Consider the following 19,909-nt stretch of genomic DNA (forward strand, 5'->3'; position numbering starts at 1 on the left):
GCGAACAGTCAGAATCGGGCATTTAGTCCCACCACCCCTTCAAGTCTAACCATACAAGCGGGCTTGCCCGCGATGCGCCGCGCGGGCGGCGCTCGGTCTCACTGGCGCTGCAAGGCTCGCGGCGAACCCAATTTGCAACAGAAAATTTATTTTCAAAAAGGGGTTGAATTCGCTTCGCCGTTGCCTGACCTTAGAGTCAAGAGGCGCAGAATTTCCAAGGCCCTCAATGGCCTAGGCACGCCTCCATGCGAGCAAGCTGAATAAGGATTGGAATCATGCAAATCCAGGTCAACAGCAGCAACCATATCGAAGGCAACATCCGTCTCAACGAGTGGGTCCGCAATACGCTGGAAGCCACCCTCGAACGCTATGACGATGACCTCACCCGCATTGAGGTGCATCTGCGTGACGAGAATGGCGCCAAGCCCGGCCCGCATGACAAACGCTGCCAGTTGGAGGCTCGCCCGAAAGGCCATCAGCCGATTTCCGTGACCCATACCGCCGCTTCACTGGACCAGGCGGTCGACGGTGCCGCCAGCAAGCTGAACAATGCGCTGGAACACTTCTACGGCAAGCTGCGCAGCAAGCGCGGTGCACTGGAACTGAGTGATCCCGAGGCCTGATCAACTGCAAGGACAACAACGCCCGGCCTGAGCCGGGCGTTTTCGTTTGCAGCGATCAATGGGCCTGAACCAACCTGCAGGTTACCCGGTCAACTCCTGCAGTCATTCATTGCAGGCCCCGACCATGAACAACCCCTTCGAACAGATCAGCGCCGCTTTCGCCCCTGAATACCGGGTCAACCTGAGTATCGAACGGCTGGACGGCAGCATCATGCTGACCCTTTCCGACGACGCCGGGATGGTCGCCAAGCGCCTGATCAGCCAGGCCCAGCGCAACGACCCGGTGCGCCTGCAACGGGTCATCGACAGCATCCGCCTGGGCCTTGCGATCGAACTGGGGCAGAACCCGTTGCAGGTCCTTGCCGCCCTGACCCGTGATTCACGATCGTGCGCCTCAGTCGGCGTGGCCAACTGAGAGCTACTTGCCCTCCTCCACTTCCTTGCCGCTGGCGTCCAGCACCTTGGTCGAGGGGTAGCGGTACGAGGCGTAGCGCACCACCAGGATCGAGAACGCCAGCAGCAGGATGCCTCCGCACACATACAGCAGCCCTTCGTCCGGCGCCTTGTGATGCGACACATCGCCGATCAGCAGACGCGTCAACGCAGTGATCGCCACATACAGCAGGAAGCGGATCGGCATGTGGTTGGTCTTGAAGTAGATGCCCACCATCGCCCCGAGCTCCAGGTAGATGAACAGCAGCAGGATGTCATCGACGCTGACCCCACCCTTGCCGAGCATGTCCAGGAAAGTCACCACCGCCGCGTAGGCGGTAATCGCGCCGATGCCGAACAGCGCCAGGTAGTGGAACGCTTCCACACACAGGTTGCCCAGCGCGTCGGCCGAGCCGTGCAGGCCCTTGCGCAGTTTTTCAGCCCATTTGATATCCACGATGTGCGATTCCCCGATACGACATGAAGGATGATGCGTCACGCCTGTGACGCTTGTGCCATGCAGTTAAAGGGCCAGGCCCCTGCCTTGGAAGGCGACCGATTGCCGCAAGGCACGGGCGGCATGCGAATTCAGCACAGCTACAATTTCTGGTTGCGAAACGACCGCATTGCCATTACTGTACATCGATACAGTATTCGGTAACGGCAATCTGCCCGACTGCCTGGATAGCAACTGAACCGCAACGCAGAAGGCGCACGACCGCCCCCTGCTACCACTGACCGAGAGGCCTCGTATGGCTGTTGAGATTCTTTACCGCAGCACGCGCGATTTGGAGACCACGTTCTTGGACCGCAAACTCGCAGACGCCCATGACCAGATGCTGGAACTGGCCGAGGTGCTTACTCAGGTTCTGGTGAAACATGTACCGGGGCTGGATGAAAACCTTGCCGAAGAGGCCAGCATCTTCATGGCCAAGAACAGAACGGTGTTTGCGGCGGCGTTCAAGAACAATGCGGCGGCATTGGCTGATCTGGACACGCCAGCCGATAGCGGCGAGTAACCGTCCCTTCGCAGGGGTGGCAAACAGGCCACCCCGAGTGAATGCATCGCCAGCAGCGGCTTTGCAAGCCACTCCTCCCCCGCCATTATCCTTGCACTGGGATCAACTCCTGCAAGAGCACCACCTTCCTCTGCAGCTGTTCGATCTGTGCCTGCTCTGCGCGCAGCGCCGAGCGCAATTCGCGGTTCTCTGCCTCCCAGATCTTCGCCCAACGCGCATTCTTCTGGCAGGCAAGGCCGAGCTTCCACAGCTCGTGCAGCCTCAAAGTCTGGTAGAGCAGCACCAGCAGAATGATGCCCATCACCACAACTGCACCTGTCGCAATCACTTCCCACATGTCCATTTCCTTTTCCTTGAGTGTTCCTTGAAGGCCAGGAAAATATATGTAGAGTTTGACGACAGATCTAGAATGTAGACTTATACAGGTAAACTACTCATGCACATTGGAATGCCCCAAGGCAGCCGTTTTGAAGCAAGGCATTCAGGCCACAAGTAGCCATTTGACATCACCCTCCAAGTGACACCGCCCCCGTCAGCACGGCGCTTGACGGCCAATGGCCCTTGCAATGCGTAACGTCAAGATCACGACAAGACCTTGCGCTATACATGACTCTAAACTTTACACATAATCACGCTTTCGACATGCCACCCAGGCATGCGTTCTCAGGAGAGGCCATGAAACGCAAGCAAGCCGTCGAGCAGGTACGTTGGGACCTGGCACTGCGCTACAAGCTGATCGAGACCGTCGCCTGGTGGGAAGGTCGCCTGACCACCGGCCATCTGATGCAGAGTTTCGGCATCAGCCGGCAGCAGGCATCCAAGGACATCAACACCTACATCACCGAGCATGCGCCGAAGAACCTGGCCTATGACAAGCAGCTCAAGGGTTACGTACCCAGCAAGCATTTCAAGCCCAGGTTCATCGAGGACAGCGCCAGCGCTTACCTGCACCTGCTGTACCAGAACGGTGAACGCGCCCCGCACATTGACGGCCTGGCGCTGGCCTACGCCCATACCAAAGTGCTGGAAGTGCCGGACCGGCCTATCCGGCCGGAGGTGCTGCGGCCCCTGCTCAAGGCCTGCCGTGAAGGCCTGCGCCTGGAGACCGAGTACGTGTCACTCAACACGCCGAACGTCGAGGTACGCCTCATCGCGCCGCACACGCTGGTCTACACCGGCATGCGCTGGCATGTGCGGGCGTACTGTGAAAAGAACGGCCAGTACCGCGACTTCGTGCTCAGCCGCTTGCGCGGGCAGCCGGACCTGCTGGACGAGTCAGCGAACACCCGGGACCAGGACGAAGACTGGAATGCCGAGATTCCGGTGATCTTCGAGCCTGACGGGCGTTTGAATGAGGCGCAGAAAGCGATCATCGAAGCCGACTTCGGCATGATCGCAGGGCAGTTGGTCGTGCCAAGCCGCAGGGCGCTGGTGAAATATGTGCTGCAGCGTTATCAGATCGACCCGCGCAATGTGGCGACCAGCCCTGAAGCGCAACAGATCGTGGTCGCCAACCTCAAGGAACTGAGGCCGTGGCTGATGCATGACTGAGGCAACCGGCGCCCGGCCTCAACCGTAAAGCAAACGCTCGGCCAGCATCTGCGCCACCCTGGCCGGCGAACGCTTTTCCGCCTGGGCATGGCCGAACACCTCGGTCAGCCGCGTCGGTATCCGCGCCAGGTGCGCGGTAATGGTGCCCAGGTCGCCCCCGCGATGCTTCAGCGCCACGTAGATCAAGCCGCCTGCATTGATCACATAGTCGGGGGCATACAGGATGCCGCGCGACTCCAACTGGTCAGCCACCTGCAACGTGGTCAGCTGGTTGTTTGCCGCCCCCGCCACCGCCGCGCAACGCAGCTGCATCACCGTCTGGCCATTGAGCACCGGCCCTACACCACAGGGCGCAAAAATATCGCAGGGGGTGCTGATCAGGGCGTCATTGGTCACCGGATGAGCATTGAACTGCTCCACCGCCAGGCGTACCCGGCCTGGGTCCAGGTCGCTGACCAGCAACTCCGCGCCCGCCGCGTGCAGCTGCTCGGCCAGGGCATAACCGACATTGCCAAGCCCCTGCACGGCGACGCGCAGGCCTTCGAGGTTGCTGCTACCCAGGCGTGCCTGAGAGGTGGCACGGATACCGGCGAACACGCCCATGGCGGCATGCGGTGACGGGTCGCCGGAGGCCGTGGTACTGGTGACATGTGGTGTGCTCTGGGCGATGCAGTCCATGTCCAGGGTCGAGGTGCCGCTGTCCACGGCAATGATGAAACGCCCTTGCAGGGTATCGATGAAGCGGCCAAACGCCTCAAACAGCGCCGCGCGGTTTTCCACATGCGGGTTGCGCATGATCACCGCCTTGCCGCCCCCCAAGGGCAACCCTGCCAGCGCCGCCTTGTAGCTCATGCCCTGGGCCAGGCGAATGGCGTCGGTCATGGCACTTTCGTCATCGGCATAGGGCAGGTAGCGGCAACCGCCCACCGCCGGGCCCAGTTTCTCGCTGTGAATCGCCACGACGGCCTTGAGGCCGGTGGGCGGGTCAATGAACAGGTGCAGCGACTGGGTACGGGTGCTTTGCATCAGCGCGAACATCGACGGGCTCCCCAACGAGGTGCTCCTACCAGTATAGGCACGCGCCAAAGGCCAGCGCTGCGGGCGGACCACTGGACGAATCCACGCCCCCCGGCTAATACTCAAGCGTGTGTGGAGAGCCCCCATGAAGCCACGTCAAGCCTGCCTGGCCTGCCTGGAGCGCGAGCCGGTCGCCCTGCTGGAAGCTGCGTTGTGGATCGCCGTCGAGCATGATCGCAAGGTCGAGCCTGCGGCCAGCCTTGCCACACTGCAGAACCTGCAAGGGCAGATCAGTGCCTGCCTGCCCATGCTGCCGTTATCCGAACTGGCCCAGCCGCTGCTGCGCCAGCTCAACGCACTGGGTTTCCAGCAGGACGAATTCCACCCGCTGCGCCCGCAAGCGGCGCTGCTGGACAAGGTATTGCAGCGCCGACGCGGCCAGCCCCTGGCACTGGCAATCATCACCCTGGAACTGGCCCGGCGCCTGTCCATACCCCTGGAGGGCGTGGCATTCCCTGGGCACTTCCTGCTGCGCGTGCCCGGTGCCGATCACCTGCTCGACCCTTGCGGGGGGCGGCGCCTGTACCCCAATGATTGCCGCGAGCTGCTGGCGCGCCAGTTCGGCCCGCATGTGCCGCTGACTGCCGAACACCTGCACAGCGCCAGCGCCACGCAGATGCTGCAGCGCCTTTCGCGCAACCTGCGCCAATTGCATATGAGCAACGACAACCACCTGGCCGCGCTGATCGACGCCGAACGGGTCATGCAACTGGGCCCGGCGCAGGTCAGTGACTACATGACCCGCGCCACGCTGTATCAACAGCTGGACTGCCCCCAGGCCGAACGCTTCGACCTGGAGCATGCCCTGCTGCTGACCGACGACCCGGTCCAGCGACTGAAACTCTCCGAACGTATCGGCAAGCTACCGACGGTGAACCGTTCGATTCATTGAGCCGGCGTGTCCACCTGGCAGGATGGATGCGCCTTGGCGAACGCCGGATGCCCCTTGGCCAGTGCAGCGACCCGGGCGATGCGCGGGTAGCCGCTGAGGTCGATGTTGAAGCGCTCGGCCGCGTACAACTGCGGAATCAGGTAGATATCCGCCAGCCCCGGCTCATCACCAAAGCAATAACCGTGAGCGCCAATCAACTGCTCCACGGCGGCCAGCCCCTGACCGATCCAGTGGGCGATCCACTGATTGACCTGCGCCTCGTCATGACCCAACTGGCGCAGCTGGTTGAGCACGCTGACATTGTGCAGCGGGTGCACATCGCAACCGATGATCGCCGCCACGCCACGCACCTTGGCCCGCAGTGCAGCGCCAGCCGGCAGCAACGCGGGCTGTGGATAAACCTCTTCCAGGTACTCGATGATCGCTGGCGACTGCACCAGCAATTCACCGCCGTCGGTGCGCAAGGCCGGCACCCGGCCTTGCGGGTTCACCGCGACGTAGGCATCACCGCGCTGGTCGCCCTTGAGCAAATTGACCGGCAGGGCCTGGTAGTCCAGGCCCTTCAGCGCCAGGGCAATGCGCACCCGATAGGAAGAGGTGGAACGGTAATAGGTATACAGCTCCATGGCCTGCTCCCTCAGTTGGCTGCGATGATCTTGCCGCGGCATTCGCCGAAGCCGATGCTGGCCACGCCCTCACGCTTGCAGCGGGCGCGCAGGATGATTTCGTCACCGTCTTCGAGGAACTTGCGGATTTCGCCACTGGCCAGTTCTACCGGCTGCTTGCCGCCCACGGTGGTTTCCAACAGGCTGCCGTAGGCGTCTGGCGTGGCGCCGGACAGGGTGCCGGAACCGAACAGGTCGCCAGGCTGCAGCTGGCAGCCGTTGACGCTGTGATGGGCGATCAGCTGGGCTACGGTCCAGTACATGTTCAAGGTGTTGCTCAAGGCCAGGCGGTGCGCCGGCATACCCTGCTCGCGCATGCGCTCGGTGAGCAGCAGCACTTCCAGTTCGATATCGAAGGCGCCATTGGCCTGGTCTCGCTGATCGAGCAGGTAAGGCAGCGGCTGCGGGTCGCCTTCCGGGCGGGCCGGCTGAGCACAGCGGAAGGGCTCCAGGGCTTCGGCGGTGACTACCCACGGCGAAATGCTGGTGATGAAACTCTTCGACAGGAACGGGCCCAGTGGCTGGTATTCCCAGGCCTGGATATCCCGCGCCGACCAGTCGTTGAGCAGGCACAGGCCGGCAAGGTGCTGCTCAGCCTCGGCAATTGGAATGGCCTGGCCCATGTCGTTGCCCTGGCCGATCCAGATGCCCAGCTCCAGCTCGTAGTCCAGCCGCGCGCAGGGGCCGAAGCTCGGCTCGGTGTGGCCGGCCGGCAGGGTCTGGCCTTTCGGGCGACGGACCTCGGTGCCCGATGGGCGCAAGGTCGAGGCGCGGCCGTGGTAGCCGATCGGTACGTACTTGTAGTTGGGCAGCAGCGGGTTGTCGGGGCGGAACAGCTTGCCGACGTTGGTGGCGTGCTGGATACCGACGTAGAAGTCGGTGTAGTCGCCGACCTTGGCCGGCAGGTGCAGCTGGCACTCACTGGCCGGATACAGCGCAGCCTTGAGCACGGCCTGGTGTTCGCTGTGTTCGCCCAACAGCTCCAGCAGACGTTCACGCAGTGCCACCCGGGCATCACGGCCCAGGGCGAAGAAGCCGTTCAGCGCACCGCCACGGGTGGCTTCCACCGCTGCCTTGGCCTGGCCAGCGAACAGGCCCCCGGCCAGCGCGGCTTCCAGGTCAAGGATGGCATCGCCGATGGCGACGCCACAGCGCAGTGCTTCACCCGGGCGGCTGAAGACGCCCAGCGGCAGGTTCTGCAGCGGGAAGTCGCTGTGCCCGTTGGCGTGCTCGACCCAGCTACGGGCAATGGCGGTCTGGTTCATGGTTATCTCCGGTTCGGGTTGAAGGTGCTCGGCAAGGTGGCCCAGCAACTATCGTAGTCGGCCTGCAATTGCGGGCTGTCGAGTGCCTGCAGGCTCGGGCGCAGCACCTGGCTGGTCTCGAACATGAAAGCCATGGTGTTGTCGATCTTGTGCGGTGCCAGCTCGGCGGCGATGGCCTTCTCGCAGGTTTCGGCGTCCGGCCCGTGGGCACTCATCACCCCGTGCAACGAGGCACCACCCGGCAGGAAGCCTTCGGCCTTGGCGTCGTAGGCACCGTTGATCAGGCCCATGAATTCGTTCATCAGGTTGCGGTGGAACCACGGTGGACGGAAGGTGTTCTCGGCCACCATCCAGCGCGGCGGGAAGATCACGAAGTCCATGTTGGCCATGCCGTGCACGCTGGTCGGCGAAGTCAGCACGGTGAAGATCGACGGGTCCGGATGGTCGAAGCTGACCGTGCCGATGGTGTTGAAACGGCGCAGGTCATACTTGTAGGGCACGTTGCTGCCGTGCCAGGCGACCACGTCCAGCGGCGAGTGCTGCAGCTGGCAGGCCCAATGCTCGCCGAGGAACTTCTGCACCAGTTGCACCGGGCCATCAACTTCTTCGTAGTGCGCCACCGGGGTGAGGAAATCACGCGGGTTGGCCAGGCCATTGCTGCCGATCGGCCCCAGGTCAGGCAGGCGCAGCGGGGCGCCGTGGTTTTCGGCGATGTAGCCGCGGGCCTGGCCATCGGGCAATTCGACACGGAACTTCATGCCCCGTGGGATCACGGCGATTTCCTGTGGCTCGACCTCCATCACCCCCAGTTCGGTGGCGATACGCAGGCGGCCCTGTTCCGGCACCAGCAGCAGTTCACCGTCGGCGTTGAAGAACACCCGCTCCATTGAACGATTGGCACGATAGATGTAGATGCTGACCCCGGCCGGCTTTTCCGCGGCCGAGTTGGCCACCATCGGCAGCCAACCTTCGATGAAATCGGTCGGCTCGCTGGGGATGGGCTGTGGATTCCAGCGCAGGCGGTTGGGCGTGACCGCGCCCAGCGGGCCGTTCAATGGCTGGCGCTGCAAGCGCTCGAAGCGCGGGTGCAAGGCCGACGGGCGGATGCGGTACAGCCAGGTGCGGCGAAGTTCGCTGCGGGCCATGGTGAACGCCGTGCCCGACAGCAACTCGGCATACAAACCGTAGGGGGCCTTCTGTGGCGAGTTCTGCCCGACCGGCAGGGCGCCAGGCAGGGCTTCGCTGGCGAATTCGTTGCCGAAACCGCTCAGGTACTGGAGATCGGGGGACGTGTCGCGGTTCATCGAAGCCTCCGGATTTTGTTTTTATCGTAATCTGATTACGAATAACGTAATTTGCTACCCGCCAGGCGTCAAGCTATAAAGGCGCGACGCGAAAAATCCGGAAGCTTCCTACCCATGGCCAAAGCCAGCTCCCCCGCCGACAACGGCAAGCAGAAAGTCCGCTCGGCGGAAGTCGGCACCGACATCCTCAAGGCCCTCGCCGAACTCTCCCCCTCCACCTCGCTGTCGCGCCTGGCCGAGCATGTGCAGATGCCGGCGAGCAAGGTGCACCGCTACCTGCAGGCGCTGATCGCCAGTGGTTTCGCCGAGCAGGATGCCGCCACCAACCACTATGGCCTGGGACGCGAGGCATTGCGTGTGGGGCTGGCAGCGCTGGGCAGCATCGATGTGCTGAAAGTGGCGGCACTGCCACTGTCGCAACTGCGCGATGAGCTGAACGAGAGTTGCTTCCTGGCGGTGTGGGGCAACCAGGGCGCCACGGTCGTGAGCATCGAGCCCGCGGTGCGGGCGGTCACGGTGGTGACCCAGATCGGCTCGGTGCTGCCGCTGCTCAGCTCCTCCACCGGGCTGGTATTTGCCGCCCACCTGCCCGAGCGCGAGACCGTGGAACTGCGCGACCGCGAGCTGGCCGTGCTGCAGCAGAGCGCCAGCGATTACCAAGGCTTGCTGGCAGGGATCCGCGAGCAGGGCTTGCACCATGTACACGGCCTGCTGATGCCGGGTGTGGATGCGTTGTCTGCGCCAGTGTTCAACGCCATGGGGCAGATCGCGGCGGTGATGACGGTGGTCGGCCCGACCTCGATCTTCCATGCCGATGAACACGGCCCGGCAGCAATGCGCTTGCTGGCGGCAGCGCGGGACACCAGCTGGCGCATGGGCTACTCGCCAGCGGCCTGAACACCTGCCTGGCACTGTTGCCCGAAACGTAAAGGTGAATGTCACAAGCGGCTATTTTTCCCACAGGATCAAGCGCTTATTCTTACCTCACTGGCCGGCATGAAGGGCTCTACCCCCCGCCTTTCAGGCCCGCGAGGTTCACCGACGTTGATTTTGAAGCTCCTTGATCTAACGTCTCGATTGGCCGCTGCGTTTTGCAGCGGCCTTTTTTATTTCTGCAGGTTGGCCATCATCTGCTGCAACGCCTGCAGGTTGTCCCGCGGGTGAACTGCCCCGTCGAAATCACCAATCTGCGCCCAGTGTTCCGCGACCTGCTCAGGGGTAAACCCTTGCTCAGGATCGAAACCGACACCCAGGCTACGCTCCCAGCGCACCTTGCCTACCCAGCCACCGCCCACCTCGAACAACTCGCCGCTGTCCTGACACTGCTCACTGCCCAGGTACACCACGAGCGGGCTGATCAACTCGGGCCTGAGCCGCTCGAACACCTGCGGCGGTATCAGCCCTTCGGTCATGCGCGTGCCACCGGTCGGGGCGATGGCATTGACCAGTACGCCATGCTTGCGCCCTTCGATGGCCAAGGTCCGGGTCAGGCCATACAGCCCCAGTTTGGCCATGCCGTAGTTGGCCTGGCCGAAGTTGCCGTAGATACCCGAGGTGGAGGCCGTGAAGATCACCCGCCCCCAGTTCTGCTCACGCAGGTGTGGCCAGGCAGCCCGGGTGACCTTGTAGGCACCTTCGACGTGGACCTTGTAGACCAGCTCCCAATCGCTGTCGTCCATCTTGTGGAAGGCCTTGTCGCGCAGGATGCCGGCGTTGTTCACCAGCACATCGACCCTGCCGAAACTGTCCAGCGCCTGTTCGACGATGCGCGCACCGTCGCCCACCGAATCGTGGTTGGCCACTGCCGTGCCCCCGGCAGCGCGGATCTCGGCCACGACCTTGTCGGCAGCCGAGGCATTGGCACCCTCGCCATGGGTCGAGCCGCCCAGGTCGTTGACCACGACCCTGGCGCCACGTGCAGCGAACAGCAAGGCATGGGCACGACCCAGGCCACCACCGGCTCCGGTGACGATCACTACACGGTCTTGCAGACGTACCGGCTCGCTCATGCTCAAGGCTCCAGGTCAGGTTGAATGCATCGAGTGTCCGCCAGCCCGGGCAGGGGGACAATCAAGCTCACCCTGGCTGAATGCCAGGCGATAACGGCAGGAGATGATCGCGGGTTCAGGACCAGGCGACTTTCTGCGGCACAAAGGTCAGCCGCTGTTCGCGAAAGGCCAGGTAGTGGCGCAGTACCTGCACCGGCGCTTCGGTGTGTGGGTAATGGCCGATGCCTTGCAGTTGCACGGTATCGGGGTCAGGCACCAGTTGCCGATAGCGCTCGACCATAGCCGCACCGGACAACGGGTCGGCGGTGCCGTTTATGAACCGCAGTGGCACGCCATCGCGCTGCAATGCCCCGACCCAGCGCTCGCGATGCTGTCTGCGCTCAGGCTGGTAGCCCACCAGTTTGTGGAGGATGCGCGTACCGTAGTTGGCAGAGATCAGGCTCCAGCAATCGTCCAGCGCGCTTTCACTGGGGTGGGTACACGGGCCGTAGATATGGGTCACGTTGCGCACCAGGTCGTCGCGCCCGAACGAACGCCCCACCAGCCAGCCCAGGCGGCTGAGCAGCAGCTTCTGGACCAGGGGTATCTGGCAGCTTTCCGGGAACAGCCCGCTGTTGAGAAACACGCAGCTGGCCATGTTGGCGCGTTGCTCGTGGTGCCGCGACAGCAGCTCCTGAGCCACGCTGCCACCGTAGTCGTGCGCCAGCAGGTGCACCGGCTGGTCAATGTCCAGATGCGCCAGCAGTGCCTGTTGCAGGTCCGCTTGTTCCATCAGGCTGTAGCGGTGGTTGAGCGGCTTGGCGGAATCGCCGAAGCCGAGCATGTCGCAGGCAATCACCCGGAAGCGTTGGGCCAGCGGCGCCCACAGGTAATGCCAATCCCAGCTCGCGGTGGGAAATCCATGCAACAGAAGCAGAGGCTCTCCTTGCCCTGCGGTCCAGTAGCGGATGCTCTGGCCCCGGAATGAAAAACTTTGTCCCCGGGTACGCCAGACGCGCAATGGAATCTCGGCGATAGGCATCAGGGTTGTCCCGGTGGAGTGGTGTTGCCGGAATAGGGCAAGGCTGCGGTCATTGCATGTCACCTCGGCACTTTCATGTGCTCTCTATGTCGAGGTTGAGTTTAATCAGCAGCCCGTCATGTGAAAATTGCGTTACCAGCCAGCTTGATGACCGAGCGAGTCAGTGGCACGTATGGTCACAGCAGCATCGCCAGCAACGGCGCGGCGAACAGGTTGAGCAGGCCAGTGAGGACCATGACCAGGCCGGCCACCGAGCCCTCTTCGCGGCCCACTTCCTGGGCCCGGCTGACCCCGGCACCATGCGCGCCCACACCGAACAGTGCACCCCGCGCCAGCGGTGTGCGCAAGGGCAGCCAGCGCAGCAGCACGCCGCCGAACATGGCCCCCAACACTCCGGTGAACATCACGAACACTGCTGTCAGTTCCGGTACGCCACCCAGGTCATGGGCCAGCGGCATGGCGAATGGCGTGGTAATCGAACGCGGCACCAGCGACAGGCTGATCGCGTCATCCAGCGCCAACAGGTGGGCCAGGCTCCAGGAACTGGCGATCGACGCCGCGCTGCCCGCCACCATGCCCACCAACAGCGCCGGCCAGTGCCGCGCCAGCATCGCCCGCTGTTGCCAGATCGGCACGGCGAAAGCCACGGTCACCGGGCCCAGCACGCTCATCAGCCAATGGGTGTTGCGCGAATATTCGGCGTAGGCCGTGTGCAGCGGCACGGCCACCGCCAGCAGCAATACCGGGACCAGAATCAGTGGCGACATCAAGTAGCGCCCGGTACGCCGATAGAGCCAGCGGCTGGCCAGATAGGCCGCCAAGGTCAGCGCCAGCCAGAACAGCGGCATGGGTTCAAGGCTCATGTCGCAACCTCCAGCGGCACACCAGTTCCACAGTCACGGCGGTCACCACCATGACCATCAAGGTACTCACGGCGATGACCAGCAGGATGCGCCAGCCTTCGCTGCGCACCAGGCTGCCGTAATCGAGCAGGCTCATCAGCGCCGGGATGAAGAACAGCAGCATTTCCGCCATCAGCCAGCCAGCGCCCAGTTGCAAGGTAGCCGGCTTGAGCACACCACAGGCGAACAGCAGCAACAGCAGGCCCAGGCCCATCACCCCGCCGGGGATCGGCCAGCCCAGCCAGGCGGCCAGTTGGCCACCGAACAGGAACAAGGCCAGCAGGACCGCCAGCTCGGCGAGCAGGCGCAGGGGCTTTTTCAGTAATGCGGGTTTCATGGGCGGGGGTTCCTCGACAGGCCCTCATTTTAAGATTCGGCTGCCTAGGCCAAAAGCGAATTGTTAGACTTGCAGCCATTCCACAATGGAATCGAGACCATGGAATTCAAACAGCTGCGCAGCTTCATCGAAGTGGTCCATCGCGGCGGCTTTACCCAAGCCGCCCAGACCCTGCATATCAGCCAGTCCGCCGTGAGCAAGCAGGTCGCCCAGCTGGAGCAAGATGTGGGCCAGCCACTGCTCGAGCGGCAGGCCTCGCAGCTGCATCTGACGGCGGCCGGGCGCATTGTGCTGGAGCGCGGCGAAGCGCTGCTGCGTCAGCGTCAGGAGCTACTCAGCGAGCTGGATGACCTCAGCCAGATGGCACGCGGCGAGTTGCGCCTGGGCTTGCCGATGCTGGGCAGCGATACCTTGTTCGCCGGGCTGTTCGCCGAATACCGCAGGCGTCATCCGAACATCGCCATTCAGCTGCTTGAAGGCGGCAGCCGTAGCGTCGAGCAGGCGGTGAGGACTGGCGAACTGGAGCTGGGTGGCAGCCTCACCCCGAGCGACCCGGCGTTCGAGTACCAGCCGTTCTGCAATGAACCGCTGGATGCCCTGCTCCCGGCTGGACATGCGCTGGCCGCGCTGGACCAGGTGAGTCTGAAGCAGCTGGCGGATACGCCGTTCCTGCTGTACCAACGCAGCTTCGTGCTCAACGACCGCTTGCTCAAGGCTTGCCAGCAGCAAGGCTTCACGCCGAAGGAAGGTGGCCGCAGCGGCCAGGCAGACTTCCTGGTGGCGCTGGTCGCAGCCGGCCAGGGCGTAGTGCTGCTGCCCCGAGTGGTGGCAAAAGCGCTGGAGCGCCCCGGGGTGGTGCGCTTGCCGCTGAAAGCGCCGACGGATCTACGCTGGGATATCGCCTTCATCTGGCGGCGTGGAGCTTACCTGTCGCGTGCGGCGCAGGCCTGGCTGGAGTTGCTGCGGGAGGCAGAGTGAGTCGACCTGTCCCGGCCTCTTCGCGGGCAAGCCCGCGAAGAGGCCAGCACAGGCTGAAGAAATACCTCAGGCTTTCAGTGCTTGAGCCAGCTCGGCCAGCCAAGGCTCGGCATCAGCCTCTGGGGTCACGGTCTCGCTGGCATCCAGCTTCAGCATCGGCAGCACTTCCCGTACCCCCAGCTCGGCGAACAGTTCGCGCATCTGCTCGCCGCCGCCGCAGTAGGTATCGCCATAGCTGGAGTCACCCAGGGCAATCACCGCGCCCGGCAGCCCACGCCAGGCCGCTGGCAGGGTGTCGCGAATGCTGCTGAACAGCGGCATCAGGTTATCCGGTAATTCACCCATGCCAGTGGTCGACGTCACCGCGAGCAACGCTTCAGGGGCAAAACCCTCGAGATCCTGCTGGGTAGCACGGGCAGCATGCCAGGCTTCAAAGCCTGCAGCCTTGAGCAACGACGCGGCATGGCGGGCAACTTCTTCGGCGGTGCCGTACACCGAGCCGGAAATAATGGCGACTTTCATCAGGAAGAGGATTCCGAAACTGAGTGAAAACGTAGGATACTAGCATTCGGAGCTGGCAAAAGGCCGCCTCTACCAAAGTCCCCCTCATTGACCCATGGTCCGGACATGATCAACGCGCAGCTGCTGCAATCGATGGTCGACGCCTCCAACGACGGGATCGTGGTCGCCGAACAGGAAGGCGACGACACCATCCTGATCTACGTGAATGCGGCCTTCGAACGCCTGACCGGCTATAGCCGAGACGAAATCCTCTATCAGGATTGTCGCTTCCTGCAGGCCGATGATCGCGACCAGCTGGGCCGGGCACGCATTCGCAAAGCCTTGGCCGAAGGCCGTCCCTGCCGTGAAATACTGCGCAACTACCGCAAGGATGGCAGCGCGTTCTGGAACGAACTGTCGATCACCCCGGTGAAGCACGATGCCGATCAGCGCACCTATTTCATCGGTATCCAGAAAGACGTCAGCCGCCAGGTCGAACTTGAGCGCGAACTGGCCGAAATGCACGCTCGTCGGAATTCCGACGAACGCGGCTGAACCAAGCGCCCTGAGCACGGTCAATTCCCGTTGAAGAAATCGTCATCACCGAGTTCGATCATGCAAGCAGACGCGCTCCTGACTCAGGACGAACTGGATTTCATCCAGGACATGCAGCATTCCCCGCAATTGAACCTGGCCGACCCCATGTCGAGCCTGCTGGTCAATGGCGACCGCCGTATCCAGTCCCTGCTCGCCCGCCTGGTGGCCAACGAGCAGGTGACCCTGCAGGCACAGTTCAACAACCAGCAGATCAGCTTCCCGCTGCAATTGGTCGAAGACGAGTTCCATGCCGTGCACCTGCAGATCGGCTCACCGGAAATCTACGAAGACGACGGCCCCATGCTGCGCCCCTGGCGCCTGTCGATGGAGCAGCCCAGCGCATTGCGGGATGCCAAGGGCAAGGCCAGTGGCCTGCTGGTGCGGGACATTTCGTTCAAGGGTGCGCTGCTCGAGGTGCGTGGCCAGGCGAAGGCCCCATCCCGTTTCGACCTGTTTTTCGCCCCCGATGGCATCAACCCGATCGGCCTGCATGGCAGGCTGCGCCGGCGTATCGGCCCGGACCTGGCCGCCTACGACCTCAGCCGCAGCCCCGCCGAAGAAATCGACCGGCTGCGTGAGTACATCCTCCAGGCCCATCGTCAGGCCCACCCCGAACTGCACGATCAGGTATCGAGCTGACCGGCCAGATACTGTCGCAAGCGGCGCCGCATCAGCTCACCTTCCGCACCCAGGCATGCAACCGGGCTGCCCGCAAGGCTGTCCTGGGCATTCTCGGCCGCCTCGCCGGCCAACAGCAATGGGCATTCCAGACCTGCTGCCAGGCGCCTCAGGCGCTTGTTCAATTCCAGTGTCGGCGAATGGTTGGCAAACAGAACCAGTGCATCCGGCCGCAGGCGCTCACACACCAGCGGCAATTCTTCCAGCGACTGGCCGGGCATGAGCAGACTCACGCCTATGTCATCGCCCCCCAGAAGCAAGCCGGTTATCAGCAGTTCCAGCTCGTGGCACAGCCCGGGAAGTGGAGCCAGCAGCACATGGCGGGCGCGCGGCTGACGCGAAAGCTGCAAACGGGAGAACACCCGGCCACGCAAGAACTGATCGAGGAACAACCACTCGCTGGCCTGGCCGAATGCCCCCTGCCCCGCCGCCAGATCATGCCAGACGGGCAAGAACACTTCGCCAAATACCTGGTCCAGGGCGATTGCCGCGAACACCTGGTCGAACAGCCGATCCAGGCTCGGCGCATCGAAGCGATTCACAGCCTTGCGCACCTGGGCCTGCCAGCGCGTTCTGTTGTCAGCTGAAATCACACCCTGGGCGACTGCCTGACCGCGGGCGAGAATACCCCCGACCTTGCTGACCGCAACGCCACGTTCAAGCCAACCCAGGATGCTGCGGACCTGTTCGATATCCGCCTGGGAATACAGCCGGTGACCGCTGTCGGTGCGTGTCGGCTGAATCAGCCCGTAGCGGCGTTCCCATGCACGCAGGGTCACGGCGTTGACGCCAGTCAGGCGGGAAACCTCACGGATGGGGAACAGGTCCTGGTGCTGCAGGCCTGTCTCGATCTCCGAGCTACGTCCCTGTTTGTTCATCTGCACTGAGTAACCTGTGTGCGGAAGTTGAACGGGCATTCTACTACGACAGCTTAGGCCGCAAGCCAGCAACCGTTTGCGAACAATTGTTAACACAGCATGCGCCCGATTCTTGCATGCAAGTTGCCGTTGCCCACCACCCCGGGCCACGCAGCCAAGGGGCCGGCTACCCGCCAGCCCCGTCGCCAGGAGATACACGATGTCTACCCCACCCGTCACCTTGATGGTGTCGCGCCGCGCCGCCCATGGCCGCTACCAGGACCTGCTGGCCTGGCTGCACGAAGGCGAGCAACTGGCCACCGACTTCCCCGGTTACCTCGGCTCGGGCATCCTTGCGCCGCCCCGCGACAATGACGAATTCCAGATCATTTTCCGCTTCAGCGACGAACCTACCCTGCACGCCTGGGAGCATTCCGCCTCGCGCCGGGCCTGGCTGGCTCGCGGTAACGGCCTGTTCGAACGCCCCAAAGAGAGGCGCGTCAGCGGCATTGACGACTGGTTTGGCACCAATATGGTGCAAAAGCCGCCACGCTGGAAACAGGCCGTGGCCATCTGGCTAGCCTTCTTCCCGGTCTCACTGCTGTTCAACGTGTTGTTCGGGCATTGGCTGGCGACGCTCGAGCTGGTGCCCCGGGTCTTGCTCAGCACGCTGGCCCTGACACCGGTCATGGTCTACCTCTTCATTCCGCTGTCCACCCGCCTGCTGGCCAACTGGCTGCATGCCACGCCAGCCGCCAGCCCGGCGCTGCGCAGCCGCTGAGGCGGGGTCATACAAGCGGCAACAGTTCGGGTATGCTGGGCGGCAACGACAGGACAGACAAGTTGACCGCCCGCACATGAACAGCCCTATTCTCGTCACCGGCGCCAGCCAGCGCGTCGGGCTGGCCCTGGCCCTCGAACTGGCTCAGGCCGGCCATACGGTGGTCAGTGCCAGCCGCAGCCTGCAACCGCAGTCCGCGCACCCGAACATCGTGCAGTTCCAGGCCGACCTCTGCATCAGAGCCGACCGTGAAGCGTTGATCGACCACCTGCAGCGCAACTACGACGGCTTGCGGGCAATCATTCACAACGCCTCGCTGTGGCTCGACGACGACCTCGACAACCTCGAGACCATGTTCCGCCTGCACGTCGAAGCGCCGTACCACCTGAACCTGGCGCTCGGCGAGATGCTGAACAAGGTCGACAAGGCCGACATCATCCACATCTGCGACGAAACCTCCTCGCGTGGCAGCAAAGGCCACATCGGCTACGCCGCGACCAAGGCCGCGCTGCAGAACATGGTGCTGTCGTTTGCCGAAAAATACGCGCCCAAGGTGCACGTCAACGGTATTTTGCCGGGCCTGCTGATCCTCAAGGAAGGCGGTGACGAGGCCTACCGCCAGCAGACCCTGAAAAAGGCCCTGCTGGAATTCGAACCCGGCGCCGGGCCACTGATCGAGACAGTGAAATACCTGCTCGCCAGCCAGTACAGCACCGGCAGCCAGGTGGTCATCAACGGTGGCCGCCACCTGAAGAACCGCATGATCTGAGAGACTGCCATGACTGAGCAACAACAGCTCGAACTCGAAGCCGCCGCGTTCCGGCGCCTGGTCGAACACCTGCAGAAACGCACCGACGTGCAGAACATCGACCTGATGAACCTCTCCGGCTTCTGCCGCAACTGCCTGTCCAAGTGGTACAAGGCCGCCGCCGACGAGCGCCAGGTCGACATCAGCCTGGATGACGCCCGTGAAGCGGTGTACGGCATGCCCTACGCCGAGTGGAAAGCCCAATACCAGAAAGAAGCCAGCGCCGAGCAGCAAGCGGCGTTTGAACAAGGAAAACCTCGTGACTGATCTGAACACCCTGCGCACCAGCCTGGCCAGCGGCCAACACGTCTTTGCCGATACCCTGGCGTTCATCGCCGGCAACTACAGCTACCAGCCCCAGGCCTTCAACAACGGTGGCGTGGAAAATGCCGCCGGGCAGAACGAAGGCTCGTGCAAGACCCTCGGCCTGGCCCTGCTGGAAGGCCTGAGCGACCAGGAAGCGCTGCTGGCCTTCGGCGAGCACTACCGTGATGTGCTTGCCACGCCGGAAGGCAGTGACCATGGCAATATCCGTGCGCTGATCAAGCATGGGCTGGCCGGCGTGAAGTTCGCCGAGCTGCCTCTCTCGCGCAACGCTTGAGAATGCCGGGGCCGCTGTGCGGCCCTATCGCCGGTGCAGGCAGCGTCAGCTCATGATCCTTCCGGGCTCCCCGCCTTCCAATCCCCCCTGCTGCAACCACCGCAACGCAATCGGCCACAGGCTCTCGCGAAACCGGTCATGGAAGAACGCGAAGTGGCCAATCTCATCGACCGAGATATCCACAGGCGCAATCCGCAAATGCCGCCGCTGCGACGCAGGCAGATATCCCAGCAAACGCTCGGTCGCAGCCACCGTGCCAAACGGATCGTCGGTCAGGCTGATGGCCAAGGTCGCAGCCTGCACCTGGGCGAACGGTAGTACCGTCAGGCCGCGCCCGCTCGGGCGCTGTTCATAGCGCGGTGTGCGAGTGGTCCAGTCATGCACCACGCCGGCAGGCGTATCCTCAAGCCAGCCAAGGCGCTTGCCGGGGAAGTAACCAAAGGCACGGGTCAGCAACGGCATCACCACATGCCATTTGCCGAACAGCCGCCAGCGCTGGTCGGCGGCATAGTCGCGCCAGTAGGCGAACTGCGCACCGACCATCACCACCCGCCGCACCTGCCCGGCCGACGGCGCCAGGCCCACGGCGCAACCTCCGAAACTGTGGCCCACCACGTCCACTGGCTGACCGGGAAAATGCGCGGCGGCGTGGGCCAGCATGGCCTCGAAATCCAGCCGGCCCCAATCGCTCCACGACGCCTGGAAGCCGCGCAGCGTGTGCGGCCGTGATTCGCCGATCCCGCGATAGTCGTAGGTAAGCACATCGCAGCCTTGGGCGAACAGGTAGTCGGCAAAACGCGAGTAGTAGCGGCAGCGTACCGAAGTGGCCGCGTTGATGATCACCAGCGGGCGTGTGGTGTCGGGGTCGGCGTGGCGCCAGCAGAAGCCGCCGAGGCTATAGCCGTCGACCGTGGCCTGGCGAAAGGCGGTGGCGGGTTGGGTGAGGCTGCTCATGGCGCACTTCCTGTTGTTGTGCGCCAAAACTAGCAAAAAAAATGGGGGCCTGTATCG

26 protein-coding genes are annotated in these 19,909 nt (G+C 63.3%); 13 read left to right on the forward strand and 13 right to left on the reverse strand.

The window, feature by feature from the left end; all coding sequences use genetic code 11:
• The first annotated feature begins 275 nt into the window (after positions 1 to 275).
• Together N430_RS24645 and N430_RS24650 are read left to right on the forward strand one after the other, a co-directional pair.
• Complete coding sequence (locus tag N430_RS24645) at positions 276 to 623, forward strand: HPF/RaiA family ribosome-associated protein (RefSeq protein ID WP_110639416.1); 348 nt, start codon at positions 276 to 278, stop codon at positions 621 to 623.
• Between the two features lie 124 nt (positions 624 to 747).
• A complete protein-coding gene (locus N430_RS24650; protein ID WP_110639485.1) occupies positions 748 to 1,038 on the forward strand; it encodes a DUF3509 domain-containing protein in 291 nt (96 codons plus the stop codon).
• A gap of 3 nt (positions 1,039 to 1,041) precedes the next feature.
• Here the strand turns inward: N430_RS24650 and N430_RS24655 are convergent, their stop codons facing one another.
• On the reverse strand, positions 1,042 to 1,512 hold the full coding sequence (locus N430_RS24655) for a phosphate-starvation-inducible protein PsiE (RefSeq protein WP_054884705.1): 471 nt from the start codon (positions 1,510 to 1,512) through the stop codon (positions 1,042 to 1,044).
• 295 nt (positions 1,513 to 1,807) lie between these two features.
• Here N430_RS24655 and N430_RS24660 point away from each other — a divergent pair, with 295 nt between their 5' ends.
• Positions 1,808 to 2,074 carry a YebG family protein gene (locus N430_RS24660; protein WP_110639417.1) on the forward strand — a complete coding sequence of 89 codons (267 nt, stop codon included), beginning with the start codon at positions 1,808 to 1,810 and terminating at the stop codon, positions 2,072 to 2,074.
• An 85-nt stretch (positions 2,075 to 2,159) separates the two neighbouring features.
• Here the strand turns inward: N430_RS24660 and N430_RS24665 are convergent, their stop codons facing one another.
• Complete coding sequence (locus N430_RS24665) at positions 2,160 to 2,417, reverse strand: hypothetical protein (protein ID WP_110639418.1); 258 nt, start codon at positions 2,415 to 2,417, stop codon at positions 2,160 to 2,162.
• Between the two features lie 332 nt (positions 2,418 to 2,749).
• On the opposite strand from N430_RS24665, the gene N430_RS24670 reads away from it, so the two are divergent.
• Positions 2,750 to 3,625 carry a WYL domain-containing protein gene (locus N430_RS24670; protein WP_110639419.1) on the forward strand — a complete coding sequence of 292 codons (876 nt, stop codon included), beginning with the start codon at positions 2,750 to 2,752 and terminating at the stop codon, positions 3,623 to 3,625.
• Between the two features lie 18 nt (positions 3,626 to 3,643).
• On the opposite strand, the gene N430_RS24675 is transcribed toward N430_RS24670, so the two are convergent.
• Positions 3,644 to 4,663 (reverse strand): Glu/Leu/Phe/Val dehydrogenase dimerization domain-containing protein, encoded by a 1,020-nt coding sequence (locus N430_RS24675; protein WP_110639420.1) that lies wholly within the window; start codon positions 4,661 to 4,663, stop codon positions 3,644 to 3,646.
• 124 nt (positions 4,664 to 4,787) lie between these two features.
• Here N430_RS24675 and N430_RS24680 point away from each other — a divergent pair, with 124 nt between their 5' ends.
• Entirely contained in the window at positions 4,788 to 5,594 is an 807-nt protein-coding gene (locus N430_RS24680) for a SirB1 family protein (RefSeq protein ID WP_110639421.1), read from the forward strand.
• Here the strand turns inward: N430_RS24680 and maiA are convergent.
• From maiA to hmgA, 3 genes are read right to left on the reverse strand one after another with little or no spacing between them, the layout of a single operon-like run.
• Positions 5,588 to 6,220 (reverse strand): maleylacetoacetate isomerase, encoded by a 633-nt coding sequence (maiA, locus tag N430_RS24685; protein WP_110639422.1) that lies wholly within the window; start codon positions 6,218 to 6,220, stop codon positions 5,588 to 5,590. The genes N430_RS24680 and maiA overlap by 7 nt on opposite strands.
• An 11-nt stretch (positions 6,221 to 6,231) precedes the next feature.
• The gene (gene fahA, locus N430_RS24690; RefSeq protein WP_110639423.1) at positions 6,232 to 7,524 is read right to left on the reverse strand and encodes a fumarylacetoacetase; all 1,293 of its coding nucleotides are present in this window, start codon (positions 7,522 to 7,524) and stop codon (positions 6,232 to 6,234) included.
• Positions 7,525 to 7,526: 2 nt separating this feature from the next.
• On the reverse strand, positions 7,527 to 8,828 hold the full coding sequence (hmgA, locus tag N430_RS24695) for a homogentisate 1,2-dioxygenase (RefSeq protein WP_110639424.1): 1,302 nt from the start codon (positions 8,826 to 8,828) through the stop codon (positions 7,527 to 7,529).
• 114 nt (positions 8,829 to 8,942) lie between these two features.
• Here hmgA and N430_RS24700 point away from each other — a divergent pair, with 114 nt between their 5' ends.
• On the forward strand, positions 8,943 to 9,725 hold the full coding sequence (locus N430_RS24700) for an IclR family transcriptional regulator (protein WP_110639425.1): 783 nt from the start codon (positions 8,943 to 8,945) through the stop codon (positions 9,723 to 9,725).
• A 209-nt stretch (positions 9,726 to 9,934) separates the two neighbouring features.
• On the opposite strand, the gene N430_RS24705 is transcribed toward N430_RS24700, so the two are convergent.
• The 4 genes from N430_RS24705 to N430_RS24720 all read right to left on the reverse strand — a co-directional run bounded on the left by N430_RS24705 (position 9,935) and on the right by N430_RS24720 (position 13,097).
• Positions 9,935 to 10,837, reverse strand: a complete 903-nt coding sequence (locus tag N430_RS24705) for an SDR family oxidoreductase (RefSeq protein ID WP_110639426.1) — start codon at positions 10,835 to 10,837, stop codon at positions 9,935 to 9,937.
• A 115-nt stretch (positions 10,838 to 10,952) separates the two neighbouring features.
• Positions 10,953 to 11,858 (reverse strand): alpha/beta fold hydrolase, encoded by a 906-nt coding sequence (locus N430_RS24710; protein ID WP_110639427.1) that lies wholly within the window; start codon positions 11,856 to 11,858, stop codon positions 10,953 to 10,955.
• 176 nt (positions 11,859 to 12,034) lie between these two features.
• Positions 12,035 to 12,721, reverse strand: coding sequence for an LrgB family protein (locus N430_RS24715; RefSeq protein WP_110639428.1), 687 nt, complete (start codon positions 12,719 to 12,721; stop codon positions 12,035 to 12,037).
• The gene (locus N430_RS24720; protein ID WP_110639429.1) at positions 12,711 to 13,097 is read right to left on the reverse strand and encodes a CidA/LrgA family protein; all 387 of its coding nucleotides are present in this window, start codon (positions 13,095 to 13,097) and stop codon (positions 12,711 to 12,713) included. Before N430_RS24720 ends, N430_RS24715 begins: the two co-directional genes overlap by 11 nt.
• A 99-nt stretch (positions 13,098 to 13,196) precedes the next feature.
• Here N430_RS24720 and N430_RS24725 point away from each other — a divergent pair, with 99 nt between their 5' ends.
• On the forward strand, positions 13,197 to 14,075 hold the full coding sequence (locus tag N430_RS24725; protein WP_110639430.1) for a LysR family transcriptional regulator: 879 nt from the start codon (positions 13,197 to 13,199) through the stop codon (positions 14,073 to 14,075).
• Positions 14,076 to 14,141: 66 nt separating this feature from the next.
• On the opposite strand, the gene N430_RS24730 is transcribed toward N430_RS24725, so the two are convergent.
• Positions 14,142 to 14,597, reverse strand: a complete 456-nt coding sequence (locus tag N430_RS24730; RefSeq protein ID WP_110639431.1) for a flavodoxin — start codon at positions 14,595 to 14,597, stop codon at positions 14,142 to 14,144.
• Between the two features lie 105 nt (positions 14,598 to 14,702).
• On the opposite strand from N430_RS24730, the gene N430_RS24735 reads away from it, so the two are divergent.
• Positions 14,703 to 15,131 (forward strand): PAS domain S-box protein, encoded by a 429-nt coding sequence (locus N430_RS24735; protein ID WP_110639432.1) that lies wholly within the window; start codon positions 14,703 to 14,705, stop codon positions 15,129 to 15,131.
• A 60-nt stretch (positions 15,132 to 15,191) separates the two neighbouring features.
• A complete protein-coding gene (locus tag N430_RS24740; protein ID WP_110639433.1) occupies positions 15,192 to 15,812 on the forward strand; it encodes a hypothetical protein in 621 nt (206 codons plus the stop codon).
• On the opposite strand, the gene N430_RS24745 is transcribed toward N430_RS24740, so the two are convergent.
• The gene (locus tag N430_RS24745; protein WP_110639434.1) at positions 15,797 to 16,729 is read right to left on the reverse strand and encodes a MerR family transcriptional regulator; all 933 of its coding nucleotides are present in this window, start codon (positions 16,727 to 16,729) and stop codon (positions 15,797 to 15,799) included. The genes N430_RS24740 and N430_RS24745 overlap by 16 nt on opposite strands.
• Positions 16,730 to 16,928: 199 nt before the next feature.
• Between N430_RS24745 and N430_RS24750 the strand changes: the two genes are divergently transcribed.
• The 4 genes from N430_RS24750 (at position 16,929) to N430_RS24765 (ending at position 18,898) form a co-directional block, all read left to right on the forward strand.
• Entirely contained in the window at positions 16,929 to 17,489 is a 561-nt protein-coding gene (locus tag N430_RS24750) for an antibiotic biosynthesis monooxygenase (RefSeq protein WP_110639435.1), read from the forward strand.
• A 76-nt stretch (positions 17,490 to 17,565) separates the two neighbouring features.
• Positions 17,566 to 18,258: a dihydromonapterin reductase gene (folM, locus tag N430_RS24755; RefSeq protein WP_110639436.1), complete on the forward strand. Its 693-nt coding sequence runs from the start codon at positions 17,566 to 17,568 to the stop codon at positions 18,256 to 18,258.
• Between the two features lie 9 nt (positions 18,259 to 18,267).
• On the forward strand, positions 18,268 to 18,564 hold the full coding sequence (locus tag N430_RS24760) for a DUF1244 domain-containing protein (RefSeq protein WP_054884724.1): 297 nt from the start codon (positions 18,268 to 18,270) through the stop codon (positions 18,562 to 18,564).
• Complete coding sequence (locus N430_RS24765) at positions 18,557 to 18,898, forward strand: HopJ type III effector protein (protein ID WP_165837383.1); 342 nt, start codon at positions 18,557 to 18,559, stop codon at positions 18,896 to 18,898. The genes N430_RS24760 and N430_RS24765 overlap by 8 nt, the downstream gene beginning before the upstream one ends.
• A 45-nt stretch (positions 18,899 to 18,943) precedes the next feature.
• Here N430_RS24765 and N430_RS24770 read toward each other — a convergent pair whose 3' ends face one another.
• Positions 18,944 to 19,852: an alpha/beta fold hydrolase gene (locus N430_RS24770; RefSeq protein ID WP_110639438.1), complete on the reverse strand. Its 909-nt coding sequence runs from the start codon at positions 19,850 to 19,852 to the stop codon at positions 18,944 to 18,946.
• Positions 19,853 to 19,909 lie beyond the last annotated feature (57 nt).

Source organism: Pseudomonas sp. CC120222-01a, from assembly GCF_003097235.1.
GTDB lineage: Bacteria > Pseudomonadota > Gammaproteobacteria > Pseudomonadales > Pseudomonadaceae > Aquipseudomonas.